The organism is Kitasatospora brasiliensis, assembly GCF_032654805.1.
In the GTDB taxonomy this organism is placed as follows: Bacteria; Actinomycetota; Actinomycetes; order Streptomycetales; family Streptomycetaceae; genus Kitasatospora; species Kitasatospora brasiliensis.
In genome coordinates, this window is record NZ_JAUOOW010000005.1 from 540000 (window position 1) to 556212 (window position 16213).

Annotated in this window: 13 protein-coding genes; 8 read left to right on the forward strand and 5 right to left on the reverse strand. The window is 72.4% G+C overall.

The features are described from left to right. Nucleotides 1–10 precede the first annotated feature (10 nt). Entirely contained in the window at nt 11–778 is a 768-nt protein-coding gene (locus QWJ13_RS21965) for a DUF1707 SHOCT-like domain-containing protein (protein ID WP_432277572.1), read from the reverse strand. Nucleotides 779–925: 147 nt separating this feature from the next. On the opposite strand from QWJ13_RS21965, the gene QWJ13_RS21970 reads away from it, so the two are divergent. Further along, on the forward strand, nt 926–2593 hold the full coding sequence (locus QWJ13_RS21970) for a fumarate hydratase (protein WP_316526522.1): 1668 nt from the start codon (nt 926–928) through the stop codon (nt 2591–2593). Between the two features lie 77 nt (nt 2594–2670). On the opposite strand, the gene QWJ13_RS21975 is transcribed toward QWJ13_RS21970, so the two are convergent. Continuing rightward, complete coding sequence (locus tag QWJ13_RS21975; RefSeq protein ID WP_316526523.1) at nt 2671–3429, reverse strand: GntR family transcriptional regulator; 759 nt, start codon at nt 3427–3429, stop codon at nt 2671–2673. 132 nt (nt 3430–3561) lie between these two features. Here QWJ13_RS21975 and QWJ13_RS21980 point away from each other — a divergent pair, with 132 nt between their 5' ends. Beyond that, a complete protein-coding gene (locus QWJ13_RS21980; RefSeq protein ID WP_316526524.1) occupies nt 3562–3774 on the forward strand; it encodes a hypothetical protein in 213 nt (70 codons plus the stop codon). A gap of 502 nt (nt 3775–4276) precedes the next feature. Here the strand turns inward: QWJ13_RS21980 and QWJ13_RS21985 are convergent. Continuing rightward, a complete protein-coding gene (locus QWJ13_RS21985) occupies nt 4277–4561 on the reverse strand; it encodes a hypothetical protein (protein WP_316526525.1) in 285 nt (94 codons plus the stop codon). A gap of 214 nt (nt 4562–4775) precedes the next feature. On the opposite strand from QWJ13_RS21985, the gene QWJ13_RS21990 reads away from it, so the two are divergent. From QWJ13_RS21990 to QWJ13_RS22000, 3 genes are all read left to right on the forward strand, one after another. Further along, a complete protein-coding gene (locus QWJ13_RS21990; protein WP_316526526.1) occupies nt 4776–7736 on the forward strand; it encodes an AfsR/SARP family transcriptional regulator in 2961 nt (986 codons plus the stop codon). Nucleotides 7737–8218: 482 nt separating this feature from the next. Then, nucleotides 8219–8983: a class I SAM-dependent methyltransferase gene (locus QWJ13_RS21995; protein WP_432277573.1), complete on the forward strand. Its 765-nt coding sequence runs from the start codon at nt 8219–8221 to the stop codon at nt 8981–8983. A 242-nt stretch (nt 8984–9225) separates the two neighbouring features. Next, entirely contained in the window at nt 9226–10950 is a 1725-nt protein-coding gene (locus QWJ13_RS22000) for an ATP-binding SpoIIE family protein phosphatase (RefSeq protein WP_432277582.1), read from the forward strand. A 76-nt stretch (nt 10951–11026) separates the two neighbouring features. On the opposite strand, the gene QWJ13_RS22005 is transcribed toward QWJ13_RS22000, so the two are convergent. Next, nucleotides 11027–13210, reverse strand: a complete 2184-nt coding sequence (locus QWJ13_RS22005; protein WP_316526528.1) for an MMPL family transporter — start codon at nt 13208–13210, stop codon at nt 11027–11029. Nucleotides 13211–13346: 136 nt separating this feature from the next. Here QWJ13_RS22005 and QWJ13_RS22010 point away from each other — a divergent pair, with 136 nt between their 5' ends. Beyond that, nucleotides 13347–13970 carry a TetR/AcrR family transcriptional regulator gene (locus QWJ13_RS22010; protein WP_316526529.1) on the forward strand — a complete coding sequence of 208 codons (624 nt, stop codon included), beginning with the start codon at nt 13347–13349 and terminating at the stop codon, nt 13968–13970. On the opposite strand, the gene QWJ13_RS22015 is transcribed toward QWJ13_RS22010, so the two are convergent. Next, the gene (locus QWJ13_RS22015; RefSeq protein WP_316526530.1) at nt 13963–14913 is read right to left on the reverse strand and encodes a LysR substrate-binding domain-containing protein; all 951 of its coding nucleotides are present in this window, start codon (nt 14911–14913) and stop codon (nt 13963–13965) included. The genes QWJ13_RS22010 and QWJ13_RS22015 overlap by 8 nt on opposite strands. 189 nt (nt 14914–15102) lie before the next feature. Here QWJ13_RS22015 and QWJ13_RS22020 point away from each other — a divergent pair, with 189 nt between their 5' ends. Next, complete coding sequence (locus QWJ13_RS22020) at nt 15103–15654, forward strand: peroxiredoxin (RefSeq protein WP_316526531.1); 552 nt, start codon at nt 15103–15105, stop codon at nt 15652–15654. Nucleotides 15655–15657: 3 nt separating this feature from the next. Continuing rightward, complete coding sequence (locus QWJ13_RS22025) at nt 15658–16200, forward strand: alkyl hydroperoxide reductase (RefSeq protein WP_316526532.1); 543 nt, start codon at nt 15658–15660, stop codon at nt 16198–16200. Nucleotides 16201–16213: the final 13 nt, after the last annotated feature.

Below are 16213 nucleotides of genomic sequence, written 5' to 3' on the forward strand. Positions count from 1 at the left end.
TCAACGGCGGTCAGTCGGTGCCCAGTTGGCGGCGCACCCACTCCTTCAGCTTCTTGCCGCGGCGCGGCCTGGCCTCGCAACCGCCGAACAGCGCAAGGCCCTTGACCCGGACAACCGGAGCGTACGGGTCCGCGGCGGTCGCCTCCCGGACGTCGAAGCCGCCGAAGATGCCGACGCCGGAGCCCTGCAGGGTCACGTTCTCCGGCACCCGGACCTGGACCCCGCCGAAGATCGCCGTCACGGTGATCTCCACCTCGGGGGACTCGAACACGGCGTCGGTCAGGTCGATCTCCACCCCGCCGAACGCGGCGAAGGCGCTCAGGTGCGAGCCCACCCGCCAGCGGCCCTTGCGGGCGGCGCCGCCGAAGACGGCCACCACCGTCGGGGACTCCTGGCGCGCGGGCGGCTGCGGCAGCCGGGCGGCCCGCGGGGCGTCCAGCGGCGGCTTCTCGAAGGACAGCGGGCGGGCCGGCAGGTCCCTGGTCAGCGGCGCGAGGTCGCCGACGGTCTTCGCGGCGTAGGCGGCCTCGATCCGGTCCGCGTGCTCGTCCGCGTCCAGACGGCCTTCGGCGTAGGCGTCCCGCAGCAGTTCGGCGACCTTCTCGCGGTCGGCGTCGGAGACCCGCAGCTCCGCCTCGGCGACCGGCGCGTGCGGCCGCGGCGCGGCCTGCGGCCTGGCCTCGGGCTTGAGTTCGGGCTGGGGTTCGGTTTTGGTCAGCGGTACGGGCGCCGACACCGGCGGCTGCCCCGAATCGTCGTGCGACGGCGAGTTGTCCACGGGGTCAGCCTAGTCGTTCGCACTCCTGCGCGAGTGAGCCCGGTCACGCAAGGCCGACCTGTCCGCAGGGCGGCTCCCGCCGGGACCTACCCTGGATGGTGCTTCGCCGACGCAGCCGGACCAACTGGATAGCTAAGGACCGCCCCCATGGCTCCCACGCCAGACTTCGAGTACAGCGACCTGCTCCCCCTGGGCGCTGACCCGACCCCGTACCGCAAGCTCACCTCCGAGGGTGTCTCCACCGTCGAAGCCGGCGGCCGCACCTTCCTCCAGGTCGAGCCCGAGGCCCTGCGGCTGCTGACGGCCGAGGCGATGCACGACATCTCGCACTACCTGCGCCCCGCCCACCTCGCCCAGCTGCGCCGCATCCTGGACGACCCGGAGGCCAGCCCCAACGACCGCTTCGTCGCGCTCGACCTGCTGAAGAACGTCAACATCTCGGCCGGCGGCATCCTCCCGATGTGCCAGGACACCGGCACCGCGATCGTCATGGGCAAGCGCGGCCAGAACGTGCTGACCCAGGGCGGCGACGAGGCCTCGATCGCCCGCGGCGTGTACGACGCGTACACCAAGCTCAACCTGCGCTACTCCCAGATGGCCCCGGTGACCATGTGGGACGAGAAGAACACCGGCAACAACCTGCCGGCCCAGATCGAGCTGTACGCCACCGACGGCGACGCCTACAAGTTCCTGTTCATGGCCAAGGGCGGCGGCTCCGCCAACAAGTCGTACCTGTACCAGGAGACCAAGGCCATCCTGAACGAGGCGAGCATGCTCTCGTTCCTGGAGCAGAAGATCCGCTCGCTGGGCACCGCGGCCTGCCCGCCGTACCACCTGGCCATCGTGATCGGCGGCACCAGCGCCGAGTTCGCGCTGAAGACCGCCAAGTACGCCTCGGCGCACTACCTCGACAACCTGCCGACCGAGGGCAACGCCAGGACCGGCCACGGCTTCCGGGACCTGGAGCTGGAGGCCAAGGTCACCGAGCTGACCCAGAAGATCGGCATCGGCGCCCAGTTCGGCGGCAAGTACTTCTGCCACGACGTGCGCGTGGTGCGCCTGCCGCGGCACGGCGCCTCGCTGCCGGTCGCGATGGCCGTCTCCTGCTCCGCCGACCGCCAGGCGCTCGGCAAGATCACCGCCGAGGGCGTGTTCCTGGAGCAGCTGGAGACCGACCCGGCGAAGTACCTGCCGGACACCACCGACGAGCACCTGGACGACGACGTGGTGCGCGTCGACCTCAACCAGCCGATGTCCTCGATCCGCGCCGAGCTGTCCAAGTACCCGGTGAAGACCCGGCTCTCGCTCACCGGCACCCTGGTGGTCGCCCGCGACATCGCCCACGCCAAGATCAAGGAGCGCCTGGACGCCGGCGAGGGCATGCCCAAGTACCTCCAGGACCACCCGGTCTACTACGCGGGCCCGGCCAAGACCCCCGAGGGCTTCGCCTCCGGCTCCTTCGGCCCGACCACGGCCGGCCGGATGGACTCCTACGTCGACCAGTTCCAGGCGGCCGGCGGCTCGATGGTCATGCTCGCCAAGGGCAACCGCAGCAAGCAGGTCACCGACGCCTGCGCCCAGCACGGCGGCTTCTACCTCGGCTCGATCGGCGGCCCGGCCGCCCGCCTCGCCCAGGACTGCATCAAGAAGGTCGAGGTGCTGGAGTACGCCGAGCTCGGCATGGAGGCGGTCTGGCGCATCGAGGTCGAGGACTTCCCGGCCTTCATCGTCGTCGACGACAAGGGCAACGACTTCTTCCGCGAGACCACCGAGGGCCCGCTGATCACCAGCCTGCGGATCCGCTCCAAGGAGTGACCCCGCACGCCCCCTCACCGCCCCGGCCGCCCCTGGGGCCGGGGCGGTTGCGTTCGCCGACGCGGGCCGTTCGGGGCTCAGGCGTCGAAGTCGTACTCCAGGACGTACGAGGCGGCGTCGAGGATCATCTCGTTGAGTTCGACGACCTGGCCCTCGTCGGCGAAGGCGGTACGGCAGATCAGGATGACCGGGGTGCCGGCGGACAGGTTCAGGCGGGCGGACTCCTCCGCGCTGGGCATCCGGGAGCGGACCTCCTCGCGGAAGTGCACGGGCTTGGCGCCGATCTCGGCGAGCCGGGCGTAGGTGCCGCCCGGCCCGGTGTCCTCGCGGGTGATGGCGGTGCCCGCGACCAGGACGGCGGGCAGATAGGAGGTCGAGAGCAGCACCGGCTTGCCGTCCAGCACGAAGCGGCGGTGCCGTACGCACATCGGGGCCCCCGGGTCGACCCCGAGCACCCGCGCCACGTGCTCGGGCGCGCCCTGCTCGGTGACGGACACCTGGTCGACCACCAGGCTGCGGTTGTCGATGTCCGCCGACCATATCGACCGGCCGGACCCCCATTGCCCCTGCGCCAGCCGCTGGATGCCGCGCCGGCGCAGCGGCCGGAAGTCCCGGACGAACACCCCCGCACCGCGGCGCGCCTCGGCGATGCCCTCGCTCTGGAGCACGCCCAGCGCCTGGCGGGCGGTCATCCGGGCCACGCCGTACTCGTCCATCAGGTCGTTCTCGCCGGGCAGGCGGTCCCCCGCGCGGTACCGGCCGGCGTCGATGGCCGTCTTCAGGGCTTCGGCGATCCGCTGGTACTTGGGCTGCTTGTCGCCACTGCTGCCGGTCATCGCCGCTCCCTCTGCCTGGGACGAATCGTAGGGGCGCCCCCGGTCGCCGGTAAGGAGATACGACGGACCGTTGACATCTCTAGAGATATTAGCTTCTCTAGAGATGCTGGGACACGCCGAAAGGAGCAGGCGGTGAGCACCCGACAGCGCGACACCTCGACCTACCGGCCACACACGGGTGAACTCGTCCTCGATCGGAGGACCGGACGCACCGGCATCTACATGGACACCCTCGGCGGCGAGCACTACCTGCGCCCCGAGGGCGGCGGCCGGGAATGGACCGCCGAACCGCACCAGGTCTCACCCGTTCCCGGGCCCCGCGATTCAGCCGAATACGATCTTTAGCGCCAATTGCGGCAAAACCCACGCAATCACAGCATTTCGGACCCGAGTAATCCCCCCGGATGAATCCGGAATTCCGGAACGCCCGACGCCCGACGCCGAGCACGTTACGGATGGCACCGGTCACCATGCGTGCACCAGGGGCGGGAATCGGCCACCGCGATGCAGCCACATGCGAATTGGCGCACGCATAACCGACAGCACCCCCGCGCCCGGACGGGGGCACGGGGGTGCTGTCGGTACGGCTTACGGGTTGCCGCCGACGGCGTTCGCAAAGGCGCCGACAGCGGTCACCATGTAGCCGGCGGTCACCACAGCGGTCGACACGGCGACCACGGCAACCCGACGAAGCTTGCTCATGCAGAACCCCTCCAACTCGCCAGATCCACCCCTAGGGCGAACATGAGTTCGATTCTACACATCGTCAGATCGCCTACTTGGCAGTCGAGATGCGAGCGCCCCCGCGCCCGGGCGGGGGCGGCGAGGGCACTGGCGGCGGAACGGCTTACGGGTGGCCGCCGACGGCGTTCTCCGGCACGTACTTCTTGCCGGGCTGGCCGGTGGCCGGCGTGGTGGGCTCCACCAGGTGGTCGGAGTCGTCACCGAAGAGCTCGCCCTCGATGTCCGCCTTCTGATCGTCCGTAGGCGCGGTGTACTCGGTGGGGTCCGAGGCCGCGGTCACCGCGCCCTCGACAGCCTTGCCCGCCTCCACAGCGGCGGCCGGGGCCTCGGTCTTCGCCTCGTTCTCGGGCGCCGACGGCTCCGGGGTCTCGCTCTGGTCGTTGGCCATTGGGCGGCCGCCTTTCAGTCATCAATTGTCGTCAGCCCGACCTCCGTGGCACGGGCGCGCGGACAGTATCGTAGGGTTGATTAAATGTCCGATAAACATCGTGCGGCTTGCGGCCCCGTCCGGCAGTGTCGGGCGTCCGCCTAAGCTGAACCATCGCGGCGGACCGCCGAGCGCCCTTTCACGGAATCGACACTTCAGGCCATCGGGGGACTTCATGGAGTTTCTGGAGACGCCGCAGAACCCTGCGCTGCGCTTCCAAGTCCTCGGTCCGGTCCAGGCCTGGCTCGACGGGAAACCCCTCTCCCTCGGATCCCCCCAGCAGCAGGCCGTCCTGACCGCGCTCCTCCTGCACTCCGGCCGCCCGGTGACCACCCAGGACCTGGTGGACGCGCTCTGGGGCGAACGGCCCCCGACCCAGGCCGTGGCCGCGCTCCGCACCTACGTCTCGCGCCTGCGCTCCGTCATCGAGCCCCGGCGGGAGGTCCGCCGACCCGCCGAGCTGCTGGTCTCGGTCGCCGACGGCTACGCCCTGCGCATCCCGGGCGACGCCCTCGACCTGACGGTCTTCGAGCGGCTTGCCGGAGCGGCCGCGACCGCCCGGGCCGCCGGCGACAAGCGCGAGGCGCACCGGCTGCTGACCCAGGCACTGGAACTGTTCAACGGCCGTCCGCTCACCGGCGTCCCCGGGCCCTACGCCGACGCCCAGCGGCTGCGGCTCGCCGAGCGCCAGGTGGCCGCCGCCGAGGAGCTGTGCGCGGCCGCCCTGGAGATCGGCCTGCACGCCGAGATCGTCGGCGAGCTCAACAGCCTGACGGCCGAGAACCCGCTGCGGGAGCGGCTGCGGGAACTGCTGATGCTGGCGCTGTACCGCTGCGGGCGCCAGGCCGAGGCGCTCGGCGTCTACACCGACACGCGCAAGATCCTCATCGAGGAACTCGGGGTCGAGCCGGGCGCCGGCCTGTCCACGATGCACACCCGTATCCTCGCTGCGGACCCGACACTCGCCGTCCCGGCAGTACCCGCCTCCGCCCCTCAGGAAGAAGGCCCCGCCACACCTCCGGCACCTGCCCAACTCCCGGCCGACGTATCGGACTTCAGCGGACGCTCCGAGCTGGTCGGCGACCTCTCCGCAGTCCTGATGAACGCCACCGGCCAGGCCGTGGTGGTCACCTCGCTGGCCGGCATCGGCGGCGTCGGCAAGACCACCCTCGCGGTGCACGTCGCCCACCGGGTCCGGGCCGAGTTCCCGGACGGGCAGCTGTACGTGGACCTGCGCGGGGCCGGTGCCTCACCCGCGGACCCGGCGGCCGTCCTCGGCGACTTCCTGCACGCGCTCGGTGTCGCCGAGAACCCCGAGTCGCTGGAGCAGCGCGCCGCCCTCTACCGCTCGCTGCTCGCCAACCGGCGGATGCTGATCCTGCTGGACAACGCGCGCGACGCCGACCAGATCCGACCGCTCATCCCCGGCGTCTCCGGCTGTGCCGTGCTCGCCACCAGCCGCTCCCGGCTGGCCGGCATCCCCGGCGCCCAGCTGTTCGACGTCGAGGAACTGACCCCGGACGAGGCGCTGGCGCTGTTCTCGGCCATCGTCGGTGAGCAGCGGGTCGCTGCCGAGCCGGAGGCGACCATGCAGGTCGTCACCGCCTGCGGCTTCCTGCCGCTGGCCGTCCGCATCGCCGCCGCCCGGCTGGCCAGCCGGCCGCGCTGGAGCGTCTCCGACCTGGCCCGCCGGTTAGCGGACCAGCGCCGGCGGCTGGACGAACTCCAGCTCGGCAACCTCGCCGTGGAGACCACCATCGGCCTCGGCTACGGACAGCTGTCCGCCGCCGAGGCCCGCGCCTTTCGACTGCTCGCCCTGATCGACTCCCCCGACATCCCGCTGGCGGCCGCCGCGGCGCTGCTCGGCGTGGACGAGTTCACCGCCGAGGACCTCGCCGAGGCGCTGGTCGAGGCGAACATGCTGGAGTGCTTCACCCCCGGTCGCTACCGCTACCACGACCTGCTCCGGCTCTACGCCCAGCGGCAGAACGAGCGGATCGGCGACACCGGGGAGCAGGAGGAGGCGATCCTGCGGCTGTTGGGCCTGTTGATCCCGACCGTGCACAACGCGGCCCAGCTCATCGAGCCGGACGAACCGGTGATCGAGCGGCTGACCGTGCTCTCCTCGCCCGGGCTCGGGCTGTCCACGAGCCAGGCCGCCCAGGACTGGCTCCGCACCGAAGGCGGCCTGCTGCTCAGCACCGTCGAGGCCGCCGCGAGCGGCCCCGGCACCCTGCAACGCGCGGCCGTCGACCTGCTGAACTACCTGATCAGCATCGACCCGGACCCGACCCGCGGCCCCCGAGCACTCCGCACCCTGGAGGCCATCAGCGAGGACGCCCAGCGCCGTGACGACGCGGCCGCGCTCGCCCGGGTGTACTTCGCCCGCGGCACATTGGAGTCCGTCACCAGTGACTTCCAGGGAGCCGAGCAGTCCTTCCGTCGGAGCCTGGTCCACCAGTCGCCGAACGTTCCGACGCTCCTCCTCGTGGCCACGGCCAACATGCTGGGCGTGATGCTGAGCATGGGCAACCGTCCGGCCGAAGCCCTGCCATTCCTGGAGCAGGCCCGGGCCACCAGTCAGGCTGTCGACGAGCCCAAGAGCGAGGCCCGGATCGTCGGCAACATGGCCCGGGTGCAACACCGGCTCGGCATGACCGAGACGGCGATCCGGTCGGCCGGCGAGGGCGTCGCCGCCGCACGGCAGTCCGACAACGGCCCGCTGCTCGCCCAGACCCTCTACCAGCTGGGCGTGGTGCTCTCCGGCCTCGAAGCCATCCCCCACCTGCGCGAGGCACACCGCCTCTACCAGTCCCACCAGAACCCTCTCTGGGAGGGCTACACCCTGGCCCGCCTCGCCACCGCCCTGCTCGCCGCCGGGCAGCCCGCCGAGGCCGCCGAGGCCGCCGGCGAGTCCCTGGCGATCGCCCAGGAGCTGGACTCCGCCTACTGCCAGGGCCTGGCGAACGCCGCGCTAGGCGAGGCGCTGTTGGCGCTCGCCCAGCCGGCCCGCGGACTCGCGTGCCTCCAGGAGGCCCACGCGATCTTCACACGGCTCGGTGTGCCCGAGGCCTCCCCCGTGGCGGACCTCATCTCCCAGCAGCACACCGAGCCCTTCCCTCCCCCCGCGCCGTGAGGTCTCCGCTCCCCCCGCGGAGAACCTCCCCCGTTCCGCGCGTCGGCGTTCCCGCAGCCCCCCGGCTGCGGGAACGCCCTCAACGCTTCCCCGGCGCTGAGACCACTCTGCACCGCGCCGATTGACGTTCGATAAACGTCAGATAGTCGGCCCGACCATCGGCGAAACCGCAGGTCATCGACGCTGCCGTGGCGCCTCGTCCGGCGCGCGGAGCCCGGCGCGCAACCCAGCTCGCAACCTCGTGCTTCCACAACCCTGACCACGCCGACCCGAGCACGGCGAGTTGGCCGGAAAGGGACCCCACGGTCCAGTGATCGCGCATATTCTCAGATGCCAGTACGCACACGAGTGTCTGCCGGAAGCCCGTCGGGGTGCGAAGTCCGGCCACGTGGTGCGGCGTGCGTGACGTACCGCCACCGGCAGCGGCCCTCGGGGCCGCGGAGGAGCCACCGGAGGCCACGGGTGGAAGGGTGCCTCACAACGTGACGACCGGACAGATATCGGACCCGTTCCCGGTCGGCGAGGACGCCGGGGACGACGAGCCCGAGGTACGGCGCCGCCGGGCGGTCCGGGCCCTCCAGGCGGTCGCCTTCGACACCATCGGCACCGAGTACGGCGAGGCCTTCCCCGCCAAGGACGGCCAGCTGGCCTGCGTCCGGCAACTGCTCGCCGGGCTCGCACCCGGCGACCGGGTGCTGGACGTGGGCTGCGGCACCGGCGACCCGACCGTCCGCCAGCTGGCCGCGGCCGGTCTGCGGGTGACCGGGGCCGACCTCTCCGACGGGATGCTCGCGCTGGCCCGCAGGGCCGCCTTCCCCGGCGGCTTTCCGCCGGTCTTCCACCGGATCGACCTGTACGATCTGGCCACCGAACGCGCGGCCCGGGTCTGGAACGCCCCCGAGCTGGGGCCGGACGGCCGGGGCCGGTACGCCGCCGTGACCGCGTTCTTCTCCCTCATCCTGCTGCCGCAGGACGAGATCCCGACCGCGCTGGGAAGGCTGCGCGAACTCCTGCGGCCGGGTGGGCTGCTGGCGCTCGGTATGGTCGAGGCGGACCTGGATCACGTTCCGCTTCCGTTCCTTGGCAGAGAGCTGCGGATCAGTGGGTATCTGAGGGAGGATCTGGAGCGGGTTCTGGTCTCGGCCGGCTTCGCCGTCGAGGAGTGCTCGGGGCATCCGTACGCGCCGGCCAGTACCTCGCTGCCGCCGGAGGAACAGCTGTTCCTGTGCTGTCGACGCGTCGGCTGATCGAAGCGGGACAGGACCGGCCGCACCCGCGGGCGGGGCAACAGAACAGCTCACCGACCACACCGAATCCAGGACAGGCAGCCGTGCGCGACCAGCTCAAGACCGAGGCGGAGCAGCCGCCCGCCGTCCCGGGTCAGCGCCGCCAGGTCCCGGCGGCCCCGGCCGCCCCGGCGACGACCGCCACGGCGACGACGGCCACGGCTGCGGCGAGGCGGCCGGCCGGGCGCCCGGAGCGCGCCGAGATGGCGGACCGCCTCGGCTACCTCGACTCGGCGACCCGGCGGATCAACAGCGCCCTCGACCTGGCCGCGACGCTGCGCAACATCGGCCGGGTGCTGGTCCCGACGCTCGCCGACGCCGCCGTCGTCCACCTGCGCGACCCGCTGCCCAACGTCGAACGCGAGCCCGGCTTCCCGGAGGAGCTGCGGATACACCACAGCACCGGCACCCGGATCGGCCGCCGCGGCCGCCCGAGCGGCCTGGACGACCGGCGGCGCTCCCGCTACGGCGCCCGCTCGACCGCCGACGGCGGCCCGGCCACCCCGGTGACCCGCGGCGGGGCGCTCGCCCACGCCCTGCTGAGCCGGCGCCCCGCCGAGGCGGCCGTCCTCGGCACCCCCGGCGCCGAGCGCACCGAGACCCTGCTGCGCGAGCTGTACGGCACCCGCGGGGTGGCCCGGCTGGCCGCCGGCACCTCCGTGCTCGCCCTGCCGCTGCGCGGCCGCAAGGCCGTCCTCGGGCTGTTGATACTGATCCGCCGCCCTCCCGAACGCACCGGCCGCCCGGTCTTCGACGCGGCGGACACCGCGACCGCCGCGCACCTCGCCACCCAGGCCGGGCTGGCCGTGGACACCGCGCTGCGCTACGCCCGCGAGTGGGAGATCGCCAACGAGCTCCAGCGCAGCATGCTGCCGCTGCGGCTGCCGCAGTCGCACGGCGTCCGGATCGCCCAGCGCTACCTGCCCGGTGAGCGCGGCGCGCAGGTCGGCGGGGACTGGTACGACGCCGTCCCGCTCCCCGGCAACCGGGTCGCCCTGATCGTCGGCGACGTGATGGGCCACTCGCTCACCTCGGCCGCCATCATGGGCCAGCTGCGCACCAGCGCCCAGACCCTGGCCGCCCTCGACCTGCCGCCGCACGAGGTGCTCTACCACCTGGACGAGCAGGCCCAGCGGCTCGGCCGCGAACAGCACCTGGCCACCTGCATCTACGCGGTGTACGACCCGATCGCCAACCGGGTGGTGATGGCCAACGCCGGGCACGTCCCGCCGGTGCTGGTCCGCCCGGACGGCACCGCCGAGCTGGTCGAGCTGGACTCCGGGGCGCCGATCGGCGTCGGCGGGGTGGACTTCAACTCCGTCGAGCTGCCCGCGCCGCCCGGCTCGGCGCTGCTGCTGTTCACCGACGGGCTGGTGGAGACCCGCACCCGCCCGATCAGCGACGGCCTGGAGGTGCTGCGCGCCCGGATCGCCGCCGCCCGCTGGCAGGCCCCCGAGCAGCTGTGCCAGGAGGCGCTGCGCATCCTGCCGCCCGGCGACCGCGGCGACGACATCGCCCTGCTCGGCGCCTGCTTCGACGGCATCCCGGCCGGGGACGTCGCGCACTGGTACCTCCAGCCGCGCAACGAGACGCCGGGCCGGGCCCGCCGGCTGGCCGCCCACACGCTGCGCCGCTGGGGGCTGGACGAGCTCTGCGAGGCGACCGAGCTGATGGTCAGCGAGCTGGTCACCAACGCCGTCCAGCACGCGACCCGGCCGGTCACCCTGAGCCTGGTGCGCACCACCCGGCTGCGCTGCGAGGTCGGCGACGACAGCCCGCTGCTGCCGCGCCCGCGCCGTACCGGGCCGGAGGACGAGCGCGGGCGCGGGCTCCAGATAGTGGCCCGGTGCGCGGACCGCTGGGGTGCGACCCGGCTGGGCACCGGCAAGGTCGTCTGGTTCGAGCAGCGGCTGCCCGTACGGACGTGACGGTCGTACGGGCGTGACGGTCGCAGAGACGTGACGGTGCCCGGCGGGACGGGATCCCGCCGGGCACCGCACTTCGCTACACCCGGGCGGGCTCCTTCGCCGGCTGCTCCTCCAGCGCGGCGATCAGCTGCTCGCCCTCCATATCGACGTTCGGCACGACCTTCTCCAGCCGCTTCGGGAACCACCAGGCGGCCCGGCCGAACAGCGCCATCGCGGCCGGCACCAGCGCCATCCGCACCAGGAAGGCGTCCACCAGCACGCCCACCGCGAGGGCGAAGCCGATCGGCTGGACGATCGGGTCGTCGCCGAGGACGAACGAGCCGAACACCGAGACCATGATCAGCGCGGCGGCCGTGACCACCCGGGCGCCGCCCCGCACACCGGCCACGACGGCCTCGCGCGGCGCCATGCCGTGGACGTACTGCTCCTTCATCCCGGAGACCAGGAACAGCTCGTAGTCCATCGCCAGCCCGAACAGCACGCTGATCAGCAGGATCGGCAGGAAGCTCACCACCGGCCCGACCTTCGGCACGTCGATCAGGCCGTCCAGCCAGCCCCACTGGTAGACCGCGACCACGGCGCCGGTCGAGGCCAGGATGCTGAGCAGGAAGCCGACCACCGCCTTGAGCGGGACGAGCACCGAGCGGAACGCCAGCGCGAGCAGCACCAGCGCGATGCCGACGATCACCGCGACGAACGGCGGCAGCGCCTGGCCGAGCTTGGTGGAGACGTCGATGTTGGCGGCCGTGGTGCCGGTGACGGCGATGCCCGCGCCGGTGGCGGACCTCAGCTCCTCGCGCTGGTCGCGGATCTCGTTGACCAGCGCCCTGGTGTCCTCGTGGTCCGGGCCGGTCTGCGGGATGACGGTCACCAGGGCCGTCCCGCTCGCCGCGTCGACGGCCGGCGGCAGCAGCGTCCGGACGCCCTTCAGGGTCTGCAACTTCGCCGCCACCTCGCGCACCGCCTGCTCGGGCTGCGGCGCCCCGTGGGCGTCCACGACGACCACCAGCGGCGCGTTGAAGCCGGGCCCGAAGCTCTCGCCGACCAGGTCGTACGCCTTGCGCGGGTCCGTCCCTGCGGCCTGCGAACCGCCGCCCGGCAGGCCGAGGGACAGGCTCGCGGCGGGCACCGCGAGGACGCCCAGCGCGGCCAGCCCGGTGAGCAGGACGGCCAGCGGACGGCGGACCACGAAGCGGCCCCAGCGCTCGCCCAGGGTGGTGCGGCCGCCGGTGCGCAGCGCCCGCTTCCACACCGGCAGCCGGTCGATCGAGCGGCCGGCGAAGCCGAGCAGCGCGGGCAGCAGGGTGATCGCCACCAGGACGGCCACCACGACGGCACCGGAGGCGACCAGGCCCATCACGGTCAGGAACGGGACGCCGGCGACGGCGAGCCCGGCGAGCGCCACGACCACGGTCAGGCCGGCGAAGACGACGGCGCTGCCGGCGGTCGCGGTGGCGCGGGCGGCGGCCTCCTCGGGTTCCAGGCCCTCGGCCAGGTGGCGGCGGTGCCGGGAGACGATGAACAGCGCGTAGTCGATGCCGACCGCGAGGCCGACCATCAGGGCGAGCACCGGGGCGGCGGTGAGGATCTCGAACGAGCCGGTCAGGGCCCAGATCCCGGAGAGCGCCACGCCGATCCCGACCAGGGCGGTCAGCAGCGGCATCCCGGCGGCGACCAGCGTGCCCAGGGTGATCACCAGCACCGCCCCGGCCACCGCCAGGCCGATCGACTCGGAGCCGCCTTCGACCTGGGCCATCTTGTTGTACGCGTCGCCGCCTGCGGCGACCTCCAGCCCGGCCGCGCGGGCCGGTTCGGCGGCGGCCTTGACGGCCTCGCGCTGCTGCTCGGTGATGTCGGCGAGCCGGTGGTCGAAGGAGACCAGGGCGATCGCGACCTTGCCGTCGGGTGAGACGGCGCCGGTGGCGTACGGGTCGGGCACCGCGGCCACGCCCGGGACGGCGGCGATCCGGGCGACCGCCTCGCTGACCGCCCGGCCCGCCTCCGGCGCGGTGACGCCGCCGGGGGCGGAGGCGGCGAAGACGACCTGGGCGGAGCCGTGGTCCTGCTCCGGGAAGGCGCCCTTGATCCTGTCCAGGGTGGTCTGTGCCTCGGTGCCGGGGACCCGGAACTCGTCGCTGGTCTTGCCGGCGAAGGCGCCCGCGGCGCCACCCAGGGCGATCAGCAGGGCAATCCAGACGGCCAGCACGGCGCGCCTTCGGCGGAAGCCGAAGCGGCCCAATCGGTACAGGCAGGTGGCCATCGGCGGTCCTCGGGGTCGTCGCGGAGGTGTCGGGACCACCGTAAGGCCAACATTGTCACATGACAAAGTTGCGCGACAGGATTGCGCGACAAGATCGATCGACGCAGTTGCCCGCCCGTGGCGATACCCTGACCCAATGGCTCATGTCCCCGCCTCCGAACGCCGCCCGCAGCTGGTCCAGGCAGCCCTCGATCTGATGGCCAGGGAAGGGGTCGCGGCCGGCAGCACCCGCGCGATCGCGGCCGAGCTGGGCGTGGCACAGGCGACGGTGCACTACACCTTCGGCACCAAGAAGGACCTCTACCGGGCCGTGGTGGAGCAGCTGACCGCCGACTTCGTCGACAGCGTCCGCGCCGTCGACCCCGGTGACGGACCGTTCGGGGAGCAGGTCCGCACCCTGGTCCACGCCCTGTGGCAGAACTCGACCAGGGCGGACGGGCGTTGCGAGCTGCTCGCCGAGTTCGGCACGCTGGCCATGCGCGACCCGGACCTCCAGGAGATCATGTCGGCGATGCAGCGCGGGCTGGAGGGCACCGCGGCCGAGATGCTCGGCGCGCTGGCCGACGCCCACGGCATCCGGCTCGCCCTGCCCGCCCGGGAGGTCGCGATCTTCTTCCTGGCCGGCTTCGACGGCCTGACCGGCCGCCACCTGGCGCAGCGCACCCCCGGCGAGCCGACCGACCCGGACACCCTGCGCGCCCTCGACCTGCTGGTGACCACCGCCGTCGGGCTCTGCCTCGGCGGAGCGGCGGTCAGCTGACGATCCGCACCGGCAGCTCGACCAGCACCTCCCGCAGCGCGGCCGCGAAGCGCTCGTACTCGGCGCTGCGGGCCGAGCCCGGCCGGACGGCCAGCCCGATCCGGCGCCCCGGGGAGGGGGAGGCGAAGCGGACGGCGGCCAGCCGGTCGGTACGACCGGCCTCGACGTCCAGCGCGGTGGCCGGCAGCAGGGTCACCCCGAGGCCGCCGGCGACCAGCTGGACCAAGGTGGCCAGCCCGGCCGCGCGGGTGGACGAGCCCACCGGGTCGGCGCCGACCTCGCGGCAGATGTCCAGCGCCTGGTCACGCAGGCAGTGGCCCTCCTCCAGCAGCAGCACGTCCAGGTCGAGCAGCACGTCGCGCGGCACGTCGATCCGCCCGGCGAGCGGGTGGCCGGGCGGGGTGAGCAGCACGAAGTCCTCGTCGAACAGCGGGATGTCCCTGGTCGGCGAGGCTCCGCCGGCCGGCAGCGCGAGCAGCAGGACGTCCAGCCGCCCGGAGGCCAGGCCTTCCAGCAGCGAGGAGGTGCGCTCCTCGTGGACGTGCGGCTCCAGCTCCGGGAAGCGGTCGCGCACCAGCCGCAGCACGGTGGGCAGCAGATAGGGCGCGACGGTCGGGATGACGCCCAGGTGCAGCGGCCCGGTGAAGGGGCGGCGGGCGGCCTCGACCTCCTCGGTGAGGGCCTGGAGCGAGGCGAGCACCCGACGGGCGTGCCGGTGCACCCGCTCCCCCAGCGGTGTGACGATCACCTTGCGCGTCGTACGCTCGACCAGTTGCGCGCCCAGCGCCTCCTCCAGCGCCGCGACCGCCCCGGACAGCGCGGGCTGGCTGGTCCCGGTGGCCGCGGCGGCCTCCCGGAAGTGCCGGTGCTCGGCCACCGCGACGAACGCCTTCAGCTGGGCGACGGTCGGGGTGCGCGGGCTGCGCGCTGTGGCGCTCGCCACAGTCGGTTCGATCTTGGCGCCGGCGCTCTTGCGGGGGCCCGGCCGCGACTTGGGGGATTCAGTACTGATAGCAATCTCCGATCAGACACATCCAGTCTAGCTATTTCCCTGATCAGTCCACGATGTGGAATGGTGGGTGTTGTTCGGAATCCGGACAAACTCCCCTCATCTATTTCAGGAGAAGCGAACGTGCTCACGATTGGTGACAAGTTCCCCGAGTTCGACCTCAAGGCCTGTGTCGACCTGGACGCCGCGAGCGCCTTCGCCGACATCAACCACAAGTCCTACGAGGGCAAGTGGAAGGTCGTCTTCTTCTGGCCGATGGACTTCACCTTCGTCTGCCCGACCGAGATCGCCGCGTTCGGCAAGCTGAACGACGAGTTCGCCGACCGTGACGCCCAGATCCTCGGCGTCTCCGGCGACTCCGAGTTCGTGCACCACGCCTGGCGCAAGGACCACAAGGACCTGCGCGACCTGCCCTTCCCGATGCTGGCCGACATCAAGCACGACCTGATGCGCGACTGCGGCGTCGAGAACGAGGACGGCACCGCCCAGCGCGCCGTCTTCATCGTCGACCCGAACAACGAGATCCAGTTCGTCATGGTGACCGCCGGCTCCGTCGGCCGTAACCCCAAGGAGGTCCTGCGGGTGCTGGACGCCCTCCAGACCGACGAGCTGTGCCCGTGCAACTGGAGCAAGGGCGAGGACACCCTCGACGCCCAGGCCCTGCTGGCGGGCTGACCCATGGCTCTCGACGACCTGAAGGCCGCCCTCCCGGACTACGCCAAGGACCTCAAGCTCAACCTGGGCTCGGTCATCGGCAACTCCGACCTCCCGGCCCAGCAGCTCTGGGGCACCGTGCTGTCCTGCGCGATGGCCACCCGCAGCCCCGGCCTGCTGCGCGAGCTGGAGCCCGAGGCCAAGGCCAACCTCTCCCCGGAGGCGTACACCGCCGCCAAGGGCGCGGCCGCGATCATGGGGATGAACAACGTCTACTACCGGACGCTGCATCTGCTCTCCGACAAGGAGTACAGCACGATGCGGGCCGGTCTGCGGATGAACATCATCGGCACCCCGGGCGTCGAGAAGGTCGACTTCGAGCTCTGGTGCTTCGCGGTCTCGGCCATCAACGGCTGCGGCCAGTGCCTCGACTCGCACGAGGCCGTCCTGCGCAAGGCCGGCGTCGAGCGCGAGGTCGTCCAGGCCTCGATGAAGATCGCCGCCGTCCTCCAGGCCGTGGCCGGTGTCCTCGACTCCGAGGCCGCCCTGGCCGCCGTCAACGGCTGACGCACGCTCCACG